The following is a 19,157-nucleotide window of genomic DNA, read 5'->3' on the forward strand; positions in this document are numbered from 1 at the left end:
TATCGTTTGTTTTATAATTTAATAAATTACAAAAAAGGGGATGACATAATGAGAGTACTAATTACAGGTGCTGGAGGTAATTTAGGTAGGGTATTAGCCCCGGCTTTAGAAAAAAATGGCCATGAGCCTGTATTACTAGATTACAGGGATATTGAGACGGCATATCCATTTATAAGAGGAGATGTAAGGGATTCACAAGTAATATTGGAAGCGACAAAAGATATTGATGCAATTGTTCATGGTGCTGCTCTTCATGGTATTCATCTGGAGAATTATTCAAATGATGATTTTTGGGATTTAAATGTCACTGGAACGAAAAATGTTTATGAAGCAGCCCTTAAAAACAATGTAAAAAAAGTACTACTATGCAGTACAATGGGTGTTTACGGTGAAAGTATACCAAATCATGAAAACGCTTATTCTCTTGTTACTGAAGAACTTGAATTAATGCCAGCAGACGTCTATGGCCTTACGAAAAAGCTTTGTGAAGAGCTGGGGGAGTTTTATTATCGGAAGCATAACATTCAGACCATTGCATTCCGTCTTGGGATGTTCGTGCCAGAAACCTTTGTTCAGTATGGTTTACGCCTGCTTGTTGGTGGCGTTGATGACCGTGATGTTGCACATGCTTTCATACAAGGATTGTCCAATGAAGAAATCGGTTTTGATTACTTTAATATAATGTCAGCTGTTCCATTCACCGTAGAAGATGAAAAACTGCTGTATAGCAAACCAAGGGACATTATTGAAAAGTATTACCCAGGTTCAAAAGAAATATTTACTGCAAAAGAGGTTGATGTAGAAGGAATTTTAAGGATGTGGGGAACAACATACTGGTCAATTCAAAAAGCAGCAGAGAAACTAAACTTTCATCCACAATATAATTTTGATGGGTTTTTACAAGCGCTAAAGGAAGATGACAGGGATTATTATCCTTTTGCAAATTTACCATGGTGGGGTGTATAAATTAAAAATATTGACAGTCTTCCTTCCATGTAATATTATATACAATGGCTTTAGCGCATAAAAGCTAAAAAGCGTTTAAGTGATAACGTGTAGTTGGTTTATTATTTTACTTTTCAAGAGTAGACAAACATTTAATTAGGGTAGTATCGTGGATTTGTATCTCCGTCCCTAGTTTTAGGGATGAAGGTACTTTTTTGATTTTTAGAAGGTTTCTACACAACAAGAATTTACATCGGAGGTTTTCAAAATTGCAACAAGTCAATAAAGCTCAAGCAGTATGTTTATTAACAAGTGTACTATTTATTATTTCTGTTTCATTGTTATATTTAAAAGTACATCCACATATTCCGATTTTTCTATGTATCATTTTATTCATGATGTTTTCCCTATTTACGAAACGTCCTTGGTCATTTATTGAAGAGGCAATTAAAAAGGGGCTTAATGTAGGAGTTATCCCAATTTTTCTATTTATGTTAATTGGTATATTAATAGGGATTTGGATGCTATCAGGTACGATTCCAACCTTAATTTATTATGGTAGTCATATAATGTCTGTGAACTTTTTCTTACCAAGTGTGTTTATTATTACAGCTATCGTTGGCACCTTCCTAGGAAGTGCGTTTACAACAGCATCAACAATTGGTGTTGCAATGCTGGCAATCGGAACAATGATGGGACTTTCTCCTGCTATGATAGCGGGTGCTATTATTTCTGGTGCATTTTTAGGGGACAAAATGTCACCTCTCTCCGATACGACAAATATTGCTGCAGCTATAAGTAGGGTAGATCTATTTGAACATATTAGACATATGCTGTGGACTACTGTTCCTGCCTCCATCCTATGTTTAATAGGTTTTGGATTAATGGGATGGTTCTCTGACAAGACGACTGTAGAAAATGTAACACATGTACAAGATTTAATAGAAGGTCTCAACATCATTCATCCAATGTCAATGATTCCAGCGATTGTTATGCTCGTCTTAGCATGGAGGAGAACACCTGCAATTTTAGTAATCGTTGCCGGTATTTTAACTGGTATTGCATCAGCACTTATTTTTCAGCAAAGTGTATCATTAACAGCCATTATGGATGTTATGCAAAATGGATATGTTGCGGATACAGGCAACGAAAAACTTGATTCTATGTTATCCCGTGGTGGATTACAAAGCATGATGTGGTCTGTTTCACTTGTGTTATTAACACTTACCATGGGAGGATTAATTCAAGCGTTAGGAATTATGGAACGTTTAATGGAAATCATACAAAAATTAATCATATCCACGGGAAGATTAGTGTTTGCGACAGCGGTTACTGCGATTGGTATAAACGTTAGTGTAGGTGAACAGTATTTATCTATAATTCTAACTGGAAAAGTGTATGAAGAGCAGTTTGATGCAAGGGGGATATCAAGGAAAAATCTTTCCCGCATACTTGAAGATGCAGGAACTGTAATTAATCCACTAATTCCTTATGGTGTGAGCGGAGTGTTCTTGGCAAATGTACTAGGAGTACCAGTTTTGCAATATCTTCCCTTTGCTCTGTTTTGTTTGGTGAGTCCACTTCTAACGATTCTATATGGGTTTACTGGTATTAGTTTACGAAAAAATGAATTATCAACTAATTAAAGGTCTTTATCGCTAACTTTTTTTCATTATTATATTTTAAAAAGGCTGCCTGTAATTAAGCCGTTCCCTATCTATCGTCCTGACTTACAACCCCTCTTCTCAGCACGCTCTTTTATCAAAGCTGTATTATGGGCCATCAATAGGTGACGGTGACAGCCTCTCCCGCAAACCGATATGATTTACCGTCCTTTACAATTCGAAACCAAAACTAAGCGATAGGTAATCTTGGGTACATGTTCAAAAAGCCGAACCCTCTGGGCCTCGGTTTTTTTTATTGTGCCTTATTATATTTAATAAAAAGCAGGTGAGTTTGACCAATAATTGCACCTACCAAGAAATAAAATTTCTTTATATCTGACAAATAAAATATGTATTTTTTTTAATTATGGTTATGTAATATAATAGGTCTTAATAATCGGAAATTATAGAATTTTCAGAAATGTACATAAGGAGCGATTAGATGAAAAGTGTAAAAAAACATACTGTTGAATTATTACAAAATCATAGATCTATCCGACGGTTTAGTAATAAGAAAATTCCTTATGATGACATAAAAAATATCATTTTAAGTGCCCAGGCAGCTTCATCCTCTAGCCATGGTCAATCATACTCAATCATTAACGTTACAGATGTTAAGAAAAGAAAATTGCTCTCTGAATATGCAGGTAATCAGGAACAGGTTGTATCTAGTTCACATTTCTTCGTGTTTTGTGCAGATTTAAATCGATTAGAACAGTTGTCTAACATTGAAGAGGTTGATTTAACTGAGTCTCTGGATAGTACGGAAATGTTTATAATAGCAACAGTTGATGCTTCACTAGCTGCTCAAAATGCTGCTATAGCTGCAGAGGCCCTTGGGCTAGGAATTGTATATACAGGTGGCATCCGAAATCATCCTGAAGAAGTAAGTGCATTATTAAATCTCCCCAACAGAGTATATCCAATTTTTGGGATGTGTTTTGGATATTACGATAAAAAACAGACCCCAGAATTAAAACCACGCTTACCGATCGATGCAGTCTTTTTCGAGAACGAATATAAACCCTTTTCGGAAACCTTCCCATATATTCAAGAGTATGACAGTATCATGGAACACTACTATAGAAACCGTACAAGTAATGCACGTAATGACAACTGGACTAAAGTAATGACCAACAAACGAAAGGTTCCTAGACGAATGAATATGAAAAGTTTTTTAGAAAAACAAGGGTTTCCATTTAAATAAAGTTAGGGGGTGGAAGGATGAGACTTTTTGAATATGATGCCAAGCAAATAGTTAGTCAAGAAGGTTTAACAATCCCCCGTGGACATTTAATTAAAAATGAGCATGATATTGAAGATGCCATTCAACATTTAGGTTTACCACTTGTATTAAAAGTTCAAACATTAGTTGGTGGACGCGCTAAAGTTGGGGGAGTAGCAGTTTTACAAACGGAACAGGACATAAGGGATTGGGTTAATGAAAAAATGAATACCGTAATAAAAGGAAAGAAGGTTGAGGCTATCCTTGCTGAGCAAGTAGTTCATATTTCAGATGAATACTATGTAGCTTTTAGTATGGACACGACAGAAAAAAATATTAAATTGCTTTTCAGTAGAAGTGGTGGGATTGATGTAGAGGATGTTAAGGGCACAAGTAAACTATATACCTATAAAGTTAACAAGACTTTCGGACTTGAAGATTTCAAACTTACTGAAATTCTTTCTCGTAGCGGTGTTCCACAAACTATGTGGAAAGAAATTAAAAAAGTATTTCATCAACTATATACGATATTTTTAAAATATGACTGTACATTATTAGAAGTTAATCCACTTGCTATTAACCATAACAGTGAACTGTCCATACTTGATGTCCACTTCTATGTAGATGATAATGCAATACCTAGACAACCCGCTATTAGAAATGTTATCTACGAAAATTCTATTGATTACAGTCAGTTGTGGCATAAGCTTGAGTACGGCTACGACACAGTTATTTTAGATACTGAAGGGACTATCGGATTGTTATCAACTGGGGCAGGGTTATCTATGGCTTTAACAGATGAGCTTATAAACCAAAAACTTAGGCCGATTAATTTTGCTGATGTTCGTTCAGGGCAGCTGAAAGGTGATCCGACTAGGTTAGTCGTGCTTTTAAACCAACTTAAAAAGTTTCCTAATATTAAATGTGTTTTCGTTAGCATTTTTGCAGGAATTACGGATCTAGCAGAATTTAGTGAAAGTTTATTAGAGGCTAAGAAACATGTTGAATTACCGAAGGATTTGGACTGGGTTGTCCGATTTGAAGGAGTCAATTATGAAAAGGCAAAGGAGATGTTAGAAAAAGACGGTTTATTTGTAACAAATTCGTTAATGGAAGCGTTATCAAAAATTCATCAAGTATCAAAGGTGTGAAATGTTAATGAGTATACTGATAGATGAAAAGACGAATGTCCTGATTCAAGGTTTAACAGGAACTATTGCACAAAGGCATGCCCTTAATATGAAAAAAAATAATACCAACATTTTGGCAGGTGTTGCCCCGAAAAAGGGAGGAACACAAGTAAATGGATGGCCAATATTTGATACTGTATCCCAAGCATTAGACCATATACAAGTTGATTTATCCTTAATCTATGCTCCACCAATGATAGCTGCTAATGCAATTATGGAAAGCATTGAAACAGGGATAGAGACAATTGTTTGTGTGACAGAAGGAATACCCCAGCATGATATGTATAGAGTATATAAACGTTTAACAGAGTCAAATTCTATACTACTCGGTCCATGTTCCCCTGGTGTAACATCTCCCGGTAAATCAAAGGTAGGATTTCTACCTGATCAGATCTGCTTGCCTGGAAATGTGGGAGTAGTTGGAAAAAGTGGTACATTAACATACGAAATTTGTTATCAGATGAAATTAGAAGGAATTGGTCAATCATCGATTGTAGGGATAGGTGGAGACCCAATTAAAGGATTAAGTTTTAAAGACGTCATCCAACTGTTCGAAGAAGATGATGAAACAGATGTAATTGTAATGGTTGGCGAAATAGGCGGCGTTGAAGAGGAAGAAGCTGCTGAATATATTAAAAAATATGTCTCGAAGTCGGTTGTTGCATTTATAGCAGGTAAAAATGCTCCTAAGGACGTCCCGATGGGACATGCCGGAGCCTTAATTTCGGGTGGTGAAGGTGGATATGAAGAAAAAGTAAATAATTTAAAACATAACGGTATCCATGTAGCTAAATCTATATTTGAAGTAACAAATCTAGTAAAAAGTTTTTATGTAGTGGATCAAAAATGAAGGAACCTTTAACGTAAATATAGAAAAGAGTTCCATTCCAATAAAATTGAAAACGGTTACAAGTCTAAATAGATTAATTAGGAGGAGGATTAACTTGAATCAAAAATTATTCAATATAACTGATGAGCAGGAGATGTTAGTAGAAACAATTCGAGATATAACTGAAAAAGAGTTTAAACCTAACTCAAGTGAACTTGAACAATCTGGAGAGTTTCCATTTCATAATATGAAGATATTGGGGGACTTGGGGATATTAGGGATTTCAATACCAGAAGAATATGGTGGTTCAGACGGAACTGTAATGGATGCAGTATTAATTTTAGAAGAGATTGCAAAAGGATGTTATATAACCGGAATGGCAGTGTTGGGAGAGATTGGTGTTCAATCCAAAGCGATTGTTGCGTATGGAAGCGAAGAACAAAAACAAAAATATTTACCTGGAATAGCAAAGGGAGAAACGATATTAGCGATATGTATAACTGAGTCGGAAGTTGGTTCTGATGCAGGCAATATGAAAACGAATTCAACGTTAGAGGGGAATTCCTATATCGTTAATGGTACGAAACAATTAATAAGCCGTGCAGATGTTGCCGATTTGTTTCTCGTTTTTACTAGATTTGAAGGAGAACAAGGAAGTCAAGGAGTTGGATGCTTACTAGTAGAAAAAGGAACGCCTGGGTTACATGTAAGGCAAGGTTATCAAACTATGGGTGGAGAATACTTGTGGGAAGTTGAATTTGATAATTGTGCAGTCCCCATTGATAACGTACTTGTAAGAGAAAATGGATTTAAAAAGTTGATGACGGCGTTTAATACACAAAGATGTTTAAATGCATCCATTACATTGGGGTTAGCGGAAGGGGCATTTAATGAAGCACTCAAGTACACAAAAGAGAGAGAACAATTCGGAAGGCCAGTAGCTAATTTTCAAGGGATACAATGGATGTTATCTGATATGTACGTGGAGATTGAGGCAAGTAAATCTTTACTATATCGTGCTGCAATAAACGCGGGCAAGGGATTTCCAGATAAAATAGAGGCTTCAGTTGCGAAGCTATATACTAATGAAATGGCAATACGTGTAACGAATCAAGCTATGCAACTTCACGGGGGTTATGGATATACAAAAGAGTACCCAGTCGAACGAATGGTACGAGGAGCAAGGTTTGGTGCATTAGGTGGTGGGACGTCGCAAATTCAAAAGAATCTAATTGGAAGACACTTGTTAAAAACAGATAAAATCTTCTAATCATTGATTTCATATATAGAGAAACATTAGTAAAGGAGGTGTGCAATGAATTAGTTAGAGAGGGAGTGCAGGGCAATCAATTTTTAAAAAAGGGGATCGATCAAAAAAGGAGTGTTTAGCTTGATGAAAAAAAGTTTTTTTATAATTAGTTTGTTAGTTTTAGTATTAGCACTTTTCGGTTGTGGCGCAAACGAAACGGGCACCGAAACTGATGATTCTTCAGGTCCAAATGACGATACAAATACAAATTCAAATGACGATACAAATACAAATAAACAAGAAGATGATTATCCGAATAAACCTATTACTATAGTTGTACCTTTTTCAGCGGGTGGATCTGGTGATACTATGTCAAGAACGTTTGCGAAAATTGCGGAGAAATACGTTGACGTATCGTTTGTTGTTGAAAATAAACCAGGTGGTAGTGGTGCAATTGCACTAAATCATGCTAAGACAAAACCAGCTGACGGTTATACAATTCTCTATCATTCCTCAACTCTACCTTTTACGATGGCCTCAGGAAAAATTCCATTTAATAAAGATGACGTTCAACCAATTGCTACTTTAGTATCTAACTACCAAGCTTTATCAGTACCAGTCGATAGTCCTTTCCAAACTTTAGAGGACTTTGTGAACTACGCTAAAGATAATCCAGGAAAAGTTAAAGTGAGTGGTTCTGGTATTAACGGTACTAATCATGTGTTTGCTCTCAAAGTTGAAGACAGTACAGATATTGACTTTAACTATGTCTCTTATGATGGTGGTGGCGATGCTCTCCGTGCTGTATTAGGAAATAATGTGGATGCTATTACATCCTCGGGTGAGGTAGTAAATCAAGCGGCGGAAGAAGGGCAAGTTAGAATTTTAGCGGTAACTTCTAAGGAGAGAGTAGAAGAACATCCAGATGTCCCAACATTCGTGGAGAAGGGATATACAGATATATCGGATGAATTCATTTGGAGAGCGTTTTATGCAATGCCCGGTGTTCCAGAAGAACGGATTGATAAGTTTAATGAAATCATCCAAAAAGTAATTGATGATCCTGAGTGGGACGAATATAGAAAGAATACTAACCAAGATAATTATTATAATGACGGTAAGACCTTTACCGAAATTTTCAATAATTATTATGATTCTGCTAAACGTCTATTTGAAAAAGATAATTAAGGTTAATATTTCATAGAATTCCGGGGAGTTGGCAAAAGTCAATTCCCCCCATCTCTTTTTTAAAAAAGGAGGCTGAAGAATGAGTTATAAGATTGGTACTTATATATCTTTGATCATCATTACATGTTTGGCAATAGTATTTTATATATCAGCTGCTACTCTACCTTCATCAATTGAGGAACAGAAAGTAGGTCCTGATTATTTTCCAAAAGCTATTAGTCTGCTGTTAGTCATATTTTGTGTTTTTAGCTTTATTACCACAAAAAAAAGAGAGGATCAAAAGCTAGAATTGGTCAACCTTCGGTATGTTATTTACACCATCGTGTTAACGATATTATATGTTGGTGTTTGGCATTTTCTAAGTAGGTATTTCGCTGATTTATGGCAGACATTTAAAGGTTATTATATAATTTCTTTCTTTTTCATAACATCATTAATCTATATTTATCAGCCAAAAAAATCAGGAAAGAAACGAATGTTGTTTGCTTCCATTTCTTCTTTCATTTTAATTGTTTTCATTTTCCTCATTTTTGATGTCTTTTTATTTACTATATTTTAGTTCTTCTTGGGGGGTAGATTATGGATCTTTTATTGTTTGATTTTTCACAGCTTTTGACTTGGCAAAATTTATTAGTTGTAATAATCGGCATTTTATATGGTCTTTTTATCGGTACGCTTCCGGGAATGGGTGCTACAATTGGTATTGCTTTACTGCTACCCTTGACATATGAACTATCACCTTTGGCTGCAATACTCATGCTCGTTGCTGTATACCAATCAGCAGAGTATGGTTGTTCAATTTCTGCTGTGGTCATGGGAGTTCCAGGTACCCCAGCTGCTGCAGCAACTATGATTGATGGGAATGCTTTGGCTAAAAAAGGTTATCCAGGAAAGGCGTTAGGATACTCATTAACAGGATCGGTAATAGGTGGGATCATTGGTGTAATTATCTTAATGACTTTGGCAATTCCACTTTCTTCAATAGCTATTGATTTCGCAGATCCAGAAATATTTTTAATAGGGATTTTGGCGCTAGTATCCGTTGCAAGTCTTGGAACCCATGATGTACCTAAGAGTATAATCTCGATCTTACTAGGGCTTTTGTTAGGCTTAGTTGGATTAGATGTACTAACAGGAACATCCAGGTTTACGTTTGGTGTACTAAGTTTAATGGATGGTATTAATTATATAGCCCTTGTAGTGGGGGTCTTTGCAATAACTGAAGTATTGTTAATGATGGGAGATTTAAATAAAAAGTACGTCACAGACTCCAAAAATTTAAAAACACATATTACTTGGAAAGAATTTAAAGGTGTTAGTAAGAGTATGACTAGGGGTTCATTTATCGGCGCTTTTACAGGTGTGTTACCAGGTCTTGGTGCTGGTCCAGCAGCATGGTTTGCATATATGGATGCTAAGCGTAATTCAAAAAAGCCAGAGAACTTCGGTAAAGGTGAGCCTGATGGAATCGCATCTCCAGAGGCAGCTAATAATTCAGCTGTAGGTGGAGCCCTAGTACCTTTATTAACATTAGGTATACCTGGTTCCCCAGCCACGGCGGTTATTTTAGGTGCCTTCCTTATTCAAGGGATTACACCTGGACCATCCGTGTTCAAAAACGACTTCGGTTTAATAGCTGGTATATTTTGGGGATTTTTGTTAGCAACTATATTAATGTACTACATTGGAAAATACACTACATCATTATGGGCAAGAATGTTAACTTTTCCTAACTTTGCCTTAACCCCGATTATTCTACTAGTTTCTTTAGTGGGTGTTTACGCTGCAAGAAACAATATTATGGACGTTTGGGTAGCCGTTATTGCGGGAATATTTGCTTTTTTCATGAAAAAACTAGACTACTCCTTACCTGCGTTTATCCTTGCCTTTATATTAGGGCCTATTATTGAAGAAAGCCTTCGTCGAACATTAGTGTTATCCGATGGAAGTTACACTATTTTTCTTGATAGGGGATATTGCTTAATTATTTTAGCGCTAATAGCTATTGTGGTTTTTGGATCTATTTTTAAAAAGCATAAAAATAAAAAAGCTGCACCATCTGACTTAGACTCAACTAAAAATATGTCTAATTAAGAGTGATGGTGTTTTGTGGAAAGGGGGAGCTAAATTTTGGGGTATGTTCTACTTAGAAAAAAAAATAAAGTGTTAACCATTACTTTAAATGACCCGAATCGAAACAATCCTTTAAGTGTTCCTATGTGTAAAGAGTTAGTAGACACGCTTAGAAAAGCGGAAAAGGATTCTAGTATACGTGCTGTTATTATAACTGGTGCCGGCAATTCATTTAGTGCTGGTGCTGATATAAAAGAATTCAAAGGAAAATTAAATCAATCAGCGGTTGATGTTTATGAAGAAGGAAAAGAGGGAACAGGGGAGCTATTTAAATTAGGATTAAATTATACAAAGCCAATCATTGGTGCAGTAAATGGGTACGCACTTGGTGGTGGTTTTGGACTTGTTTGTCTATGCCACATGGCGATTGCTTCTGACAGAGCAAAATTTGGTCTTACCGAAATTAACATAGGTTTATTTCCACTTGTTGTACTTCCACATGTAAGAAGAGTATTAGGGGAACGTAAAGCATTAGAACTGAGCTTAACAGCAAATATATTTGGACCAGAGGAAGCGAAAAATATAGGCTTAGTTAACAGCATTTGTTCACACGATGAAGTTCTTATGGAAGCGAACAAGATCGCTCAATCAATTACAGAAAAAAGCCCTGTTGCAGTTAAAATGGGCTTAACGGCTTACAATGAAACTCGCCTAATGGAATCTGTTAGGGCGATTGATTATCTAAATACATTAAGAGTAGTAAATTTTAAGAGTAAAGATTTAAATGAAGGAGCATCAGCATTTTTAGAAAAAAGAAAACCGAACTGGATGGGGGAGTAGTACTTTACAAATGCTGTTCCTTTAATTTAGCTTGAATGAAGTCTACAAAGGACTTTACAACAGATAAATTCATTTCTTTTTCTCTATAAAAAAGCCATAGTTTTCGATAAATCAGTTCACCCTCAGGAGTTCTTAAGTTTTGTACAAATAATGTTTCTTCTTCATTTTGAAGTAGGTATCGAGGAATTACCGCATATCCAAGACCTTGCTTAATCAGTTCTTTACAAGTTTCAAGTTTATCAACTTCCATCATAATATGCGGTGGTCTATTAAAGTTATTTTTCCACCACTTATCAATAAGGTGCTTTAAGTTTTGATCTGTTTTATAGGAAATTTGTGGGAGGTTCGGTAAATTGTTGAAATGTAGAGGTTTTTTCGAAATTAGGCACATTGGATCTTCATTCATTAATATCTTAGGCCCATCCCAGTCATGATCATATTCACCACGTACAATGCCAATTTGTATTTCTTCATTTAAAAAGGATTTTAAAATACTAGCACTCCAGCCTGTATTAACTTTCGTTTGTATATTTGGATACATATCCAAAAATTCTTTCAAGATAGGGGGTAATTTATAGTGGGCATAGTTACTAGATATACCGATGCGAAGTTCACCATGAACACTACCCTTCATATCCATTAGTCTATCTTTAAACTGGCGATACTGTGTCATCATGCTGGTGGCATATTCAACTAAATATTCGCCTTCTGGTGTAAATATAATTCCTCTTCTACTTCGAGAAAATATTTTAATAGATAATTCTGTCTCTATTTGCTTCAATCTGTACGTTAGTGCTGGCTGAGATATATGTAATTGATCAGCAGCTCTTGTAATATTTCTTGCATCATAAATGGTTTTAATCATAAACCAATCCTTAAGATCCATAGGCACCTCCAAGAAATAAAAAAAATTTATTGATTGTTAATAAAATATATATTTTATTTATTAAATTAAATATAATACAATGTTTTCGAATTAGCAAGAATATTCTGTCTTTGTCAGTTGTCCAATAGTTAATCCAATATTTGTGGTTCATTTTTATGTGAATTTTAAAAAAATATAAGTGAAATGAGGGGGATTTAATGAATTTAGGTGAAGCTATTATTAAAAAAATTTCGGATTCTGGTATAGACGTGGCGTTTGGAATTCCAGGCGGTGGGACATCCAATGATTTACTTTATTACATGGATAAATATGATGTGAACTTTGTTCTTACGCAAAATGAGACAACGGCAGCAATTATGGCAAGTGTAGTAGGCGAAGTAACGAAAAAGCCCGGTATCGTTGTAGCGGATTTAGGTCCTGGTGCATTACAACTTACAACAGGATTAGCTTATGCATTATTAGATCGAAGCCCTATGATAGCAATAACAGATCGGTATGGTCATAATCAAGTAGATTATGCTTTACGTCAAAAGATTTGGCACAATGATGTGTTTAAGCCTGTTACGAAACTATCAGGGACCATTTCAAAGCAAAATTGGAATCATATGTTAAATAGGGGGTATAGGGTAGCTACTACACCTAATTATGGATCCGTTCATTTTGATATACCGAATGATATTATTCGAGAAGATGTAGAGATTCCAATCGAAGTAGATTTTCCAGATAATGATTTTCGATTAACTGCTGATGACCGTCATGTTACGCAAGCCGTTAATCTTATAGAGAAAGCCAATTATCCAGTCATTATTGTAGGCGCTGGCATTAATGTTGGTAATGGTGAGCAATATGAAAAATTAAAATCTTTTGTTTATGAATGGGGAATCCCTGTTTTTAAAACCTCCAAAAGCAAAGGAACTTTTCCAGATAGTGATGATTATTCACTCGGTGTATTTATGGGAGGAAAATTAGAGTCAAAAGTGTTAGATAAATGTGATTTGATTGTTGCTATTGGTTTGGATCCAGTAGAATTACTCCCTAAAAAGTGGGAATATCCACATGACATTGTTTCAATTAGTTCGGTCCCTAATAATGAAGAGATGTATACGACGAATACAGAAGTTGTTGGTGATATTGCTTTTTCACTTGATCTCATAAACGACCAAATGCATACATCTTCTAATAAATGGACCAAGAGAGATATTCTGGAGTATCGGGATTTTGTTTTAGAAAAACTTCACACTAATGTAGATGGGTTGACACCTAATGATGTTGTTTTCATTTCCCAAGAGATATTACCAGAAGATACGATTATGACCGCAGATGTAGGTGCCAGTAAGCTAATTGTTGCTCAGCTTTGGAAAGCCGAATATCCCCATTCATTCTTCATGTCAAATGGTTTAGCCACAATGGGATTTGCATTACCGGCGGCTATGGCTTTACAACACATTTATCCTAATAGGACTGTAGCATCCTTAACAGGTGACGGTGGATTTTTAATGAGAGCACAAGAAATTGCTTCGGCTGTACAGTTTAAGTGGCCAGTTATTCAAATCATTTTTTCAGATGGACGATTGAGCCTAATGGATGTAAAACAGAGAACAAAAGGTTATGACAAAGAGGTGGGTAATGAATTTGTCGCCCCAAACTATATAAAGTTGGCAGAGAGTTACGGAGCTAATGGATGGAGTGTTAGTAGTAAGGATGAATTACGTGATGCCCTAAAACAAGCACTATCTTCAACGAATGGCATGCCTAATATAATAGAAGCAAAAATTAATCCAGAGGCATATCATGGTCAGTTTAAAGCAATAAGAGATTTATAAACTGGTTTATAAGGGAGGAAAAAGTAACGTAATGTCACAAACAAGATTGATTTTAGTTATGGACCCATTGTCACCTAAAATGGAACAATTCATTCGACAAAATTTACCGGATCACTATGAAATTATATTTTGTAATGAAGAAAAAGATCGTAATGAATACATTTCTATGGCAGATGTTTTAGTTACCTTTACCCAAGGCATTTCAAAAGATTGGCTTGAAAGAGCTGAAAGATGTCAGTTTATTCAGAAATTAGGTGCAGGGGTAAATAATATCGATATTAATGGAGCAAATACAAGAGCTATACCAGTAGCGAATACGAGCGGGTTAAATGCGACTGCAGTAGCAGAATTAACCATTACTCTTATGTTAGCTTCTTTAAGACATGTTATAACCGCACATAACCAAATTACAAATGAAGGCGTGTGGTTAAAAACCGGATTAAGAGATTTTTCATATCAATTGACGGGGAAAAATGTTGGCCTCATTGGTCTTGGGAACATAGGCCGGAAAGTAGCACAATTAACTAAGGGGTTCGATTGTAACATACTGTACTATGATACAAGACGTTTATCATTTAAAGAAGAAGAAACATTACAAGTCAATTATTGTTCATTAGATAGGTTACTAACTGAATCTGATGTAGTTTCGTTACATGTTCCGAGAATAAAGGAAACTTACCATTTAATAAATGAGGAAAGATTGAATTTAATGAAACCAACCTCCGTTTTGATAAATACGTGTCGTGGTGGAGTAGTAGATGAGGAAGCTTTATATGAAGCTTTATATAGTAAAAAGATACTTGCTGCCGGTTTAGATGTATTTGAAAAGGAGCCGATTAATCAAGGTCATAACTTGGCATCCTTACCTAATGTGATTTTAACTCCTCACTTCGGAGGAGGGACTGTTGAAGCTATGGAATTAGTAGCCTCAAAAGCGTGTAAAAATATAGTTGCATACGTGGAGCAGGGCAAGTTTGCTGATGAGAAAGATATAGTTAACCTTGATTCTATTAGTAGTAGAGTTAATGAATAGGGTGAAGAAAGTTGTCGGTTTATAAAAATACAGGATGAAAGGAGAGGACTAAATGGAGAAAATGTATGAGATCAAAAACCAAGACTATAAGTTGTTAGGAGTAAAGATACTAGAAAAGGTTAATGTATCACAAGAACATGCACTTATATTAATGGAGACACTGTTAGATTCAGATCAAAAAGGGATATATACTCACGGATTCTATCGGTTACAAACATACATCAAACAAATAAAATGTGGAAATTATAATACTAGTCCAGCGATTAATACTGTGAAAAATGATACAAATGTTAAATTGTTAGATGGTGACAATGGGTTAGGGAGTGTTGTTAGTACAATTGCGATGAATCAGGCAATTAACATAAGTGAATCTAAGGGAGTAGGAGTAGTTGGTGTTAGAAAAAGCAATCACTTTGGAACAGCGGCATATTATGCGGAACTTGCATCCCAAAAAGACCAAATCGGCATTGTAATGACAAATGCATCACCGGCAATAGCACCAACCGGGGGAAAAACTCCTTTACTAGGCAATAATCCATGGTCCATATCTGTACCATCATCTTTAGGGCACCCCATTACTTTGGATATAGCAAATAGTGTATCAGCAAGGGGGAAAATTCGCCTTAAAGCATTAAATGGAGAATCAATACCAGTAGGGTGGGCATTGGACAAAGAAGGAAATCCTACTACAAATGCTCATGAAGCATTGGAAGGTTTAATATTACCAATTGGTGACTATAAAGGCTATGGGATTACTTTTATGATTAGTATATTATCCGGTATTTTAACTGGTGCGAATTTTGATTTTGATATTCCTCTAATCGAAGAAGACGGTGTCAGAAATAATGGTCATTTATTCGTTTCTTTAAATATTTCAAATTTCATGGAAGTACCGAAATTCAAAGAAAGAATTGGAATATTCGTTAAGGAAATAAAAAACTCTCCAAAGGTTAAGGATGTTGATCAAATATTATTACCAGGTGAGATGGAGTGGACGAAAAAATTAAATCAAAAAGAAGAATATGTAAAAGTACCTGAAAGAATTTTTTCGTTTATTCAGTCTCTAAGTGAACAATATGGAGTGTCACTCCCTGATTACCGTTTACTAAAGACTGTTTAACGATAGTGAACGGATGTTAAGGTGGAATTTGAAATGAAACAGATGTATTTGTTTTACACCTCGGTTATTTTTCTACTCATATCGGTGTCGGCAGCTCGACCAATGACCTCACTATTTGCTGAAGAATTAAATGCATCAATGTTAGAAATTGGAGTAATTACATCCATGTACTCTGTTACACCATTAATAATAGCCATATTAGCAGGTAGATTTGTCGATCGTGTAGGTGAAAAGTTACCAATTATGATTGGAGGAATAGGGGTTGCAACTGCACTCTCTCTTCCTTTTTTCTTTTCCAGTTTAAATATTTTATATATAACACAGTTATTAGCTGGTGGATCCCAACTTTTGGCTTTAGTCGCTATACAAAATGGTGTTGGCAGGTCTGTATCATCTCAAAATAGAGACCGGGCAATAAGTATATTCAGTATTTGTGCATCTATAGGATTAATGTTAGGTCCACTAATTGGAGGCTATTGTGTAGAACATGTTGGCTTTCGGAATTCTTATATAATATTTTCATTATTTGCTTACATTCCTTTTTTAGTTAGTATGTTCATTGTCACTTCAAAAAATAAGACAGTTGAAGAAAGTGTTCAAAAATCAATTAAACTATCAAAGTTGTTAGCAATTCCAGGTATGAAGAGGTCCGTGTTTGTCAGCATGATGAATCTAGCTTCAATTGACTTATTTCTAGTATATTATCCTCTTTATGGGAACTCGATTGGGTTAACCCCCTCTGAAATAGGGTGGGTTTTAATGTTGACATCACTGTCCAGTGTCTTGTCACGTTTGGGTATGCCTATTCTCATAAAAAAGTATGGAAGAGTAAATATATTAACCATTTTTATTGTTTTCGGTGGTATCTCTTATGGAATAATCCCATATATAACATTATTTCCGTTTATTTTAATGGCTGTAATAGTAATAGGTACTGGTTTAGGTGTTGCACAACCTTTGACGACTATTATAGCATTTAATTTAGCTCCTCAAGGACATACCGGCGAAGTTCTTGGCTTAAGATTAGCAGGAAATCGTTTATCCCAAATCGCTATCCCTCTTGTTTTTGCTGGTGTTAGTGGATTTACTGGGCTAGGTGCAATATTTACAATTCAATCAAGTGGCTTAATGCTCGCTGCCTATTTGTCAATTGGTATAAAGAAGCATAACAAAAGGGAAGAGGATAATAAGTCTATAAACACATGATCGTCATAATTACAATGACAATAACACATCTTTTCGCTTTTGATTGAGAAGGTGTTTATTAGTCTATGTTCATAACCTTTTACAATCACTTAACAAAAAAATTGTTTAATCGTTGCTCAACAATATCTTTCCCTTCATCTCGCTTAGCTTTGTGGTTCAGGGGAAGGATATTTTTGTATTTTAGAGGGGTAATTTCCAACTGCATTTAGTTGTTTAGTTTTGTTTATATTTAATTGTTTTTGAAAATGTTTTATTTTCTGTTGATTTTTTTGAAAAAACAGATTAGTATAAAAATAACCAAAAGTTGGGTAGTCACCTTTTTGAATATTCGTTATATTGTAAGCCCTTACAAAGGAGGTATTTAAATGTCTGAAGAATCGCTATTTCTAGAGATGAAACATGTAAGTAAAACCTATCCAGGTGTTAAAGCGTTAGAAAATGTAGAGCTTGAAGTAAAGTCCGGAGAAGTTCACGCATTAGTAGGCGAGAATGGTGCTGGAAAGTCTACTTTAATTAAAGTGTTAGCAGGAATAGTTCAACCGGATGATGGTGCTGTCATTCGTATTGAAAATAAAGAAATCGATTTACATAAGACAGATGCCAAGGAAGCACAGAATCATGGGATTTCAATTATATATCAAGATTTAAGCCTATTCCCAAATCTTACTGTTGCGGAAAATATTTGTATCGGTAAAACAGAAATAGCAGGATTTAAAAAGGTAAATTGGAACGAGATTAAAAAGAAGGCAAAAGATGCTTTAAGCGTATTAGGAGTGGACATTGATCTTAATCTGCCACTTGAGAAATTAAGCATTGCAAGGCAACAATTAGTAGCTATAGCAAGAGCATTGACTTTAGAGTCGAAGTTAATTGTCATGGATGAACCAACATCATCATTATCCTCAGGTGAAGTGGAACTCCTTTATAAAATTATTTTCGATTTAAAAAAGAAAGGCATAGCAATTTTATTTGTTAGTCATAAAATGAAGGAATTGTTTACTGTAGCCGACCGTTTCTCTGTATTACGTGATGGAAAGTTTGTCGGTAGATATGATAAGGCTGAGTTAGATGAGGACAAACTTATTTCTTTAATGGTGGGCCGTAATGTAGAGTTTGAGAAATTCGAGGCAGAGGAAATTGGCGACACTCTTTTAGAGGCTAAGAATTTAAGTAAAAAAGGAAATTTTAAAGGAATCAATTTTACTTTGCGAAAAGGTGAAGTATTAGGGATAACTGGACTGGTAGGAAGTGGTAGGACCGAATTGGTGCAGTCGATTTTTGGAGTAGAGGTCCCTGACGAAGGTGAAGTCCAAATCATGGGGAAACGGATAAATATAAAAACTCCGAAGGATGCGGTTAAACATGGCATCGCCTATATTCCAGAAAGCAGGCAGACACAAGGTTTAATTTTAAATCAATCCATTGTTCACAACATATCCCTCCCTATTATAAACAAATTAATAAATAAATTTAAAATGATCAGAAAATCAAAGGAAAAGGAACTAGCAAAACAATTTGTAGAACAACTTGATATTAGACCTCCGCTTCCTCACTTAAGTGCCGAGCAATTATCGGGTGGAAACCAACAAAAAGTGGTAGTTGGAAAATGGCTTTCGACCGATTTGAAAGTTTTAATTGTTGATGAGCCGACCAATGGGATAGATGTAGGTGCTAAAACAGAGATTCATAAATTATTACGTAATTTAGCAAATGAAGGCATTGGAGTCATTATGGTTTCCTCAGAATTGCCAGAAGTATTAGCTGTTAGTGATAGAGTAATCGTTATGCGAAAAGGAAGAATAGTAGATGAAGTTGAGGCTAAGGGAGCTACTCAAGAATCAATTATGAATAAAGCTTTATTAGGTGAAGCAAAGTAGAAGGAGGAA

Annotated in this window: 16 protein-coding genes; 15 read left to right on the plus strand and 1 reads right to left on the minus strand. The window is 35.5% G+C overall.

What is annotated here, in order from left to right; all coding sequences use genetic code 11:
* Positions 1 to 48 precede the first annotated feature (48 nt).
* From NLW78_RS02275 to NLW78_RS02320, 10 genes are all read left to right on the plus strand, one after another.
* Positions 49 to 966, plus strand: coding sequence for an NAD-dependent epimerase/dehydratase family protein (locus NLW78_RS02275; RefSeq protein WP_254495051.1), 918 nt, complete (start codon positions 49 to 51; stop codon positions 964 to 966).
* Positions 967 to 1,214: 248 nt separating this feature from the next.
* The gene (gene nhaC / locus NLW78_RS02280; RefSeq protein WP_254495054.1) at positions 1,215 to 2,591 is read left to right on the plus strand and encodes a Na+/H+ antiporter NhaC; all 1,377 of its coding nucleotides are present in this window, start codon (positions 1,215 to 1,217) and stop codon (positions 2,589 to 2,591) included.
* A gap of 460 nt (positions 2,592 to 3,051) precedes the next feature.
* Positions 3,052 to 3,816 (plus strand): oxygen-insensitive NADPH nitroreductase, encoded by a 765-nt coding sequence (gene nfsA, locus NLW78_RS02285; RefSeq protein ID WP_254495057.1) that lies wholly within the window; start codon positions 3,052 to 3,054, stop codon positions 3,814 to 3,816.
* 17 nt (positions 3,817 to 3,833) lie between these two features.
* Positions 3,834 to 4,985 (plus strand): ATP-grasp domain-containing protein, encoded by a 1,152-nt coding sequence (locus NLW78_RS02290; protein ID WP_254495060.1) that lies wholly within the window; start codon positions 3,834 to 3,836, stop codon positions 4,983 to 4,985.
* A 7-nt stretch (positions 4,986 to 4,992) separates the two neighbouring features.
* Entirely contained in the window at positions 4,993 to 5,874 is an 882-nt protein-coding gene (gene sucD, locus NLW78_RS02295; RefSeq protein WP_254495065.1) for a succinate--CoA ligase subunit alpha, read from the plus strand.
* Positions 5,875 to 5,968: 94 nt separating this feature from the next.
* Positions 5,969 to 7,123 carry an acyl-CoA dehydrogenase family protein gene (locus NLW78_RS02300; RefSeq protein WP_254495083.1) on the plus strand — a complete coding sequence of 385 codons (1,155 nt, stop codon included), beginning with the start codon at positions 5,969 to 5,971 and terminating at the stop codon, positions 7,121 to 7,123.
* 150 nt (positions 7,124 to 7,273) lie between these two features.
* The gene (locus NLW78_RS02305) at positions 7,274 to 8,290 is read left to right on the plus strand and encodes a Bug family tripartite tricarboxylate transporter substrate binding protein (protein ID WP_254495086.1); all 1,017 of its coding nucleotides are present in this window, start codon (positions 7,274 to 7,276) and stop codon (positions 8,288 to 8,290) included.
* A gap of 79 nt (positions 8,291 to 8,369) precedes the next feature.
* Positions 8,370 to 8,849 carry a tripartite tricarboxylate transporter TctB family protein gene (locus tag NLW78_RS02310; RefSeq protein ID WP_254495088.1) on the plus strand — a complete coding sequence of 160 codons (480 nt, stop codon included), beginning with the start codon at positions 8,370 to 8,372 and terminating at the stop codon, positions 8,847 to 8,849.
* Positions 8,850 to 8,869: 20 nt separating this feature from the next.
* Positions 8,870 to 10,384 (plus strand): tripartite tricarboxylate transporter permease, encoded by a 1,515-nt coding sequence (locus NLW78_RS02315; protein WP_254495090.1) that lies wholly within the window; start codon positions 8,870 to 8,872, stop codon positions 10,382 to 10,384.
* 36 nt (positions 10,385 to 10,420) lie between these two features.
* On the plus strand, positions 10,421 to 11,203 hold the full coding sequence (locus NLW78_RS02320; protein WP_254495092.1) for an enoyl-CoA hydratase/isomerase family protein: 783 nt from the start codon (positions 10,421 to 10,423) through the stop codon (positions 11,201 to 11,203).
* Positions 11,204 to 11,207: 4 nt separating this feature from the next.
* Here NLW78_RS02320 and NLW78_RS02325 read toward each other — a convergent pair whose 3' ends face one another.
* A complete protein-coding gene (locus tag NLW78_RS02325; RefSeq protein WP_254495094.1) occupies positions 11,208 to 12,089 on the minus strand; it encodes a LysR family transcriptional regulator in 882 nt (293 codons plus the stop codon).
* Between the two features lie 197 nt (positions 12,090 to 12,286).
* Here NLW78_RS02325 and NLW78_RS02330 point away from each other — a divergent pair, with 197 nt between their 5' ends.
* The 5 genes from NLW78_RS02330 to NLW78_RS02350 all read left to right on the plus strand — a co-directional run bounded on the left by NLW78_RS02330 (position 12,287) and on the right by NLW78_RS02350 (position 19,148).
* Positions 12,287 to 13,912, plus strand: coding sequence for a thiamine pyrophosphate-binding protein (locus NLW78_RS02330; protein WP_254495099.1), 1,626 nt, complete (start codon positions 12,287 to 12,289; stop codon positions 13,910 to 13,912).
* Between the two features lie 31 nt (positions 13,913 to 13,943).
* Positions 13,944 to 14,945: a 2-hydroxyacid dehydrogenase gene (locus tag NLW78_RS02335; RefSeq protein WP_254495114.1), complete on the plus strand. Its 1,002-nt coding sequence runs from the start codon at positions 13,944 to 13,946 to the stop codon at positions 14,943 to 14,945.
* 52 nt (positions 14,946 to 14,997) lie between these two features.
* The gene (locus NLW78_RS02340; protein ID WP_254495116.1) at positions 14,998 to 16,065 is read left to right on the plus strand and encodes an Ldh family oxidoreductase; all 1,068 of its coding nucleotides are present in this window, start codon (positions 14,998 to 15,000) and stop codon (positions 16,063 to 16,065) included.
* A 33-nt stretch (positions 16,066 to 16,098) separates the two neighbouring features.
* Positions 16,099 to 17,271, plus strand: coding sequence for an MFS transporter (locus tag NLW78_RS02345; RefSeq protein ID WP_254495118.1), 1,173 nt, complete (start codon positions 16,099 to 16,101; stop codon positions 17,269 to 17,271).
* A gap of 365 nt (positions 17,272 to 17,636) precedes the next feature.
* A complete protein-coding gene (locus NLW78_RS02350) occupies positions 17,637 to 19,148 on the plus strand; it encodes a sugar ABC transporter ATP-binding protein (protein ID WP_254495121.1) in 1,512 nt (503 codons plus the stop codon).
* Positions 19,149 to 19,157: the final 9 nt, after the last annotated feature.

This window comes from Salirhabdus salicampi (assembly GCF_024259515.1).
GTDB classification, from domain to species: domain Bacteria; phylum Bacillota; class Bacilli; order Bacillales; family Alkalibacillaceae; genus Salirhabdus_A; species Salirhabdus_A salicampi.

Coding starts and splice junctions, on each gene's coding strand:
- NLW78_RS02330 (WP_254495099.1), top strand. CDS start 12,287: ATGAATTTAGGTGAAGCTATTATTAAAAAAATTTCGGATTCTGGTATA.
- NLW78_RS02350 (WP_254495121.1), top strand. CDS start 17,637: ATGTCTGAAGAATCGCTATTTCTAGAGATGAAACATGTAAGTAAAACC.
- NLW78_RS02275 (WP_254495051.1), top strand. CDS start 49: ATGAGAGTACTAATTACAGGTGCTGGAGGTAATTTAGGTAGGGTATTA.
- NLW78_RS02325 (WP_254495094.1), bottom strand. CDS start 12,089: ATGGATCTTAAGGATTGGTTTATGATTAAAACCATTTATGATGCAAGA.
- NLW78_RS02335 (WP_254495114.1), top strand. CDS start 13,944: ATGTCACAAACAAGATTGATTTTAGTTATGGACCCATTGTCACCTAAA.
- NLW78_RS02340 (WP_254495116.1), top strand. CDS start 14,998: ATGGAGAAAATGTATGAGATCAAAAACCAAGACTATAAGTTGTTAGGA.
- NLW78_RS02315 (WP_254495090.1), top strand. CDS start 8,870: ATGGATCTTTTATTGTTTGATTTTTCACAGCTTTTGACTTGGCAAAAT.
- NLW78_RS02310 (WP_254495088.1), top strand. CDS start 8,370: ATGAGTTATAAGATTGGTACTTATATATCTTTGATCATCATTACATGT.
- nfsA (WP_254495057.1), top strand. CDS start 3,052: ATGAAAAGTGTAAAAAAACATACTGTTGAATTATTACAAAATCATAGA.
- NLW78_RS02290 (WP_254495060.1), top strand. CDS start 3,834: ATGAGACTTTTTGAATATGATGCCAAGCAAATAGTTAGTCAAGAAGGT.
- sucD (WP_254495065.1), top strand. CDS start 4,993: ATGAGTATACTGATAGATGAAAAGACGAATGTCCTGATTCAAGGTTTA.
- NLW78_RS02345 (WP_254495118.1), top strand. CDS start 16,099: ATGAAACAGATGTATTTGTTTTACACCTCGGTTATTTTTCTACTCATA.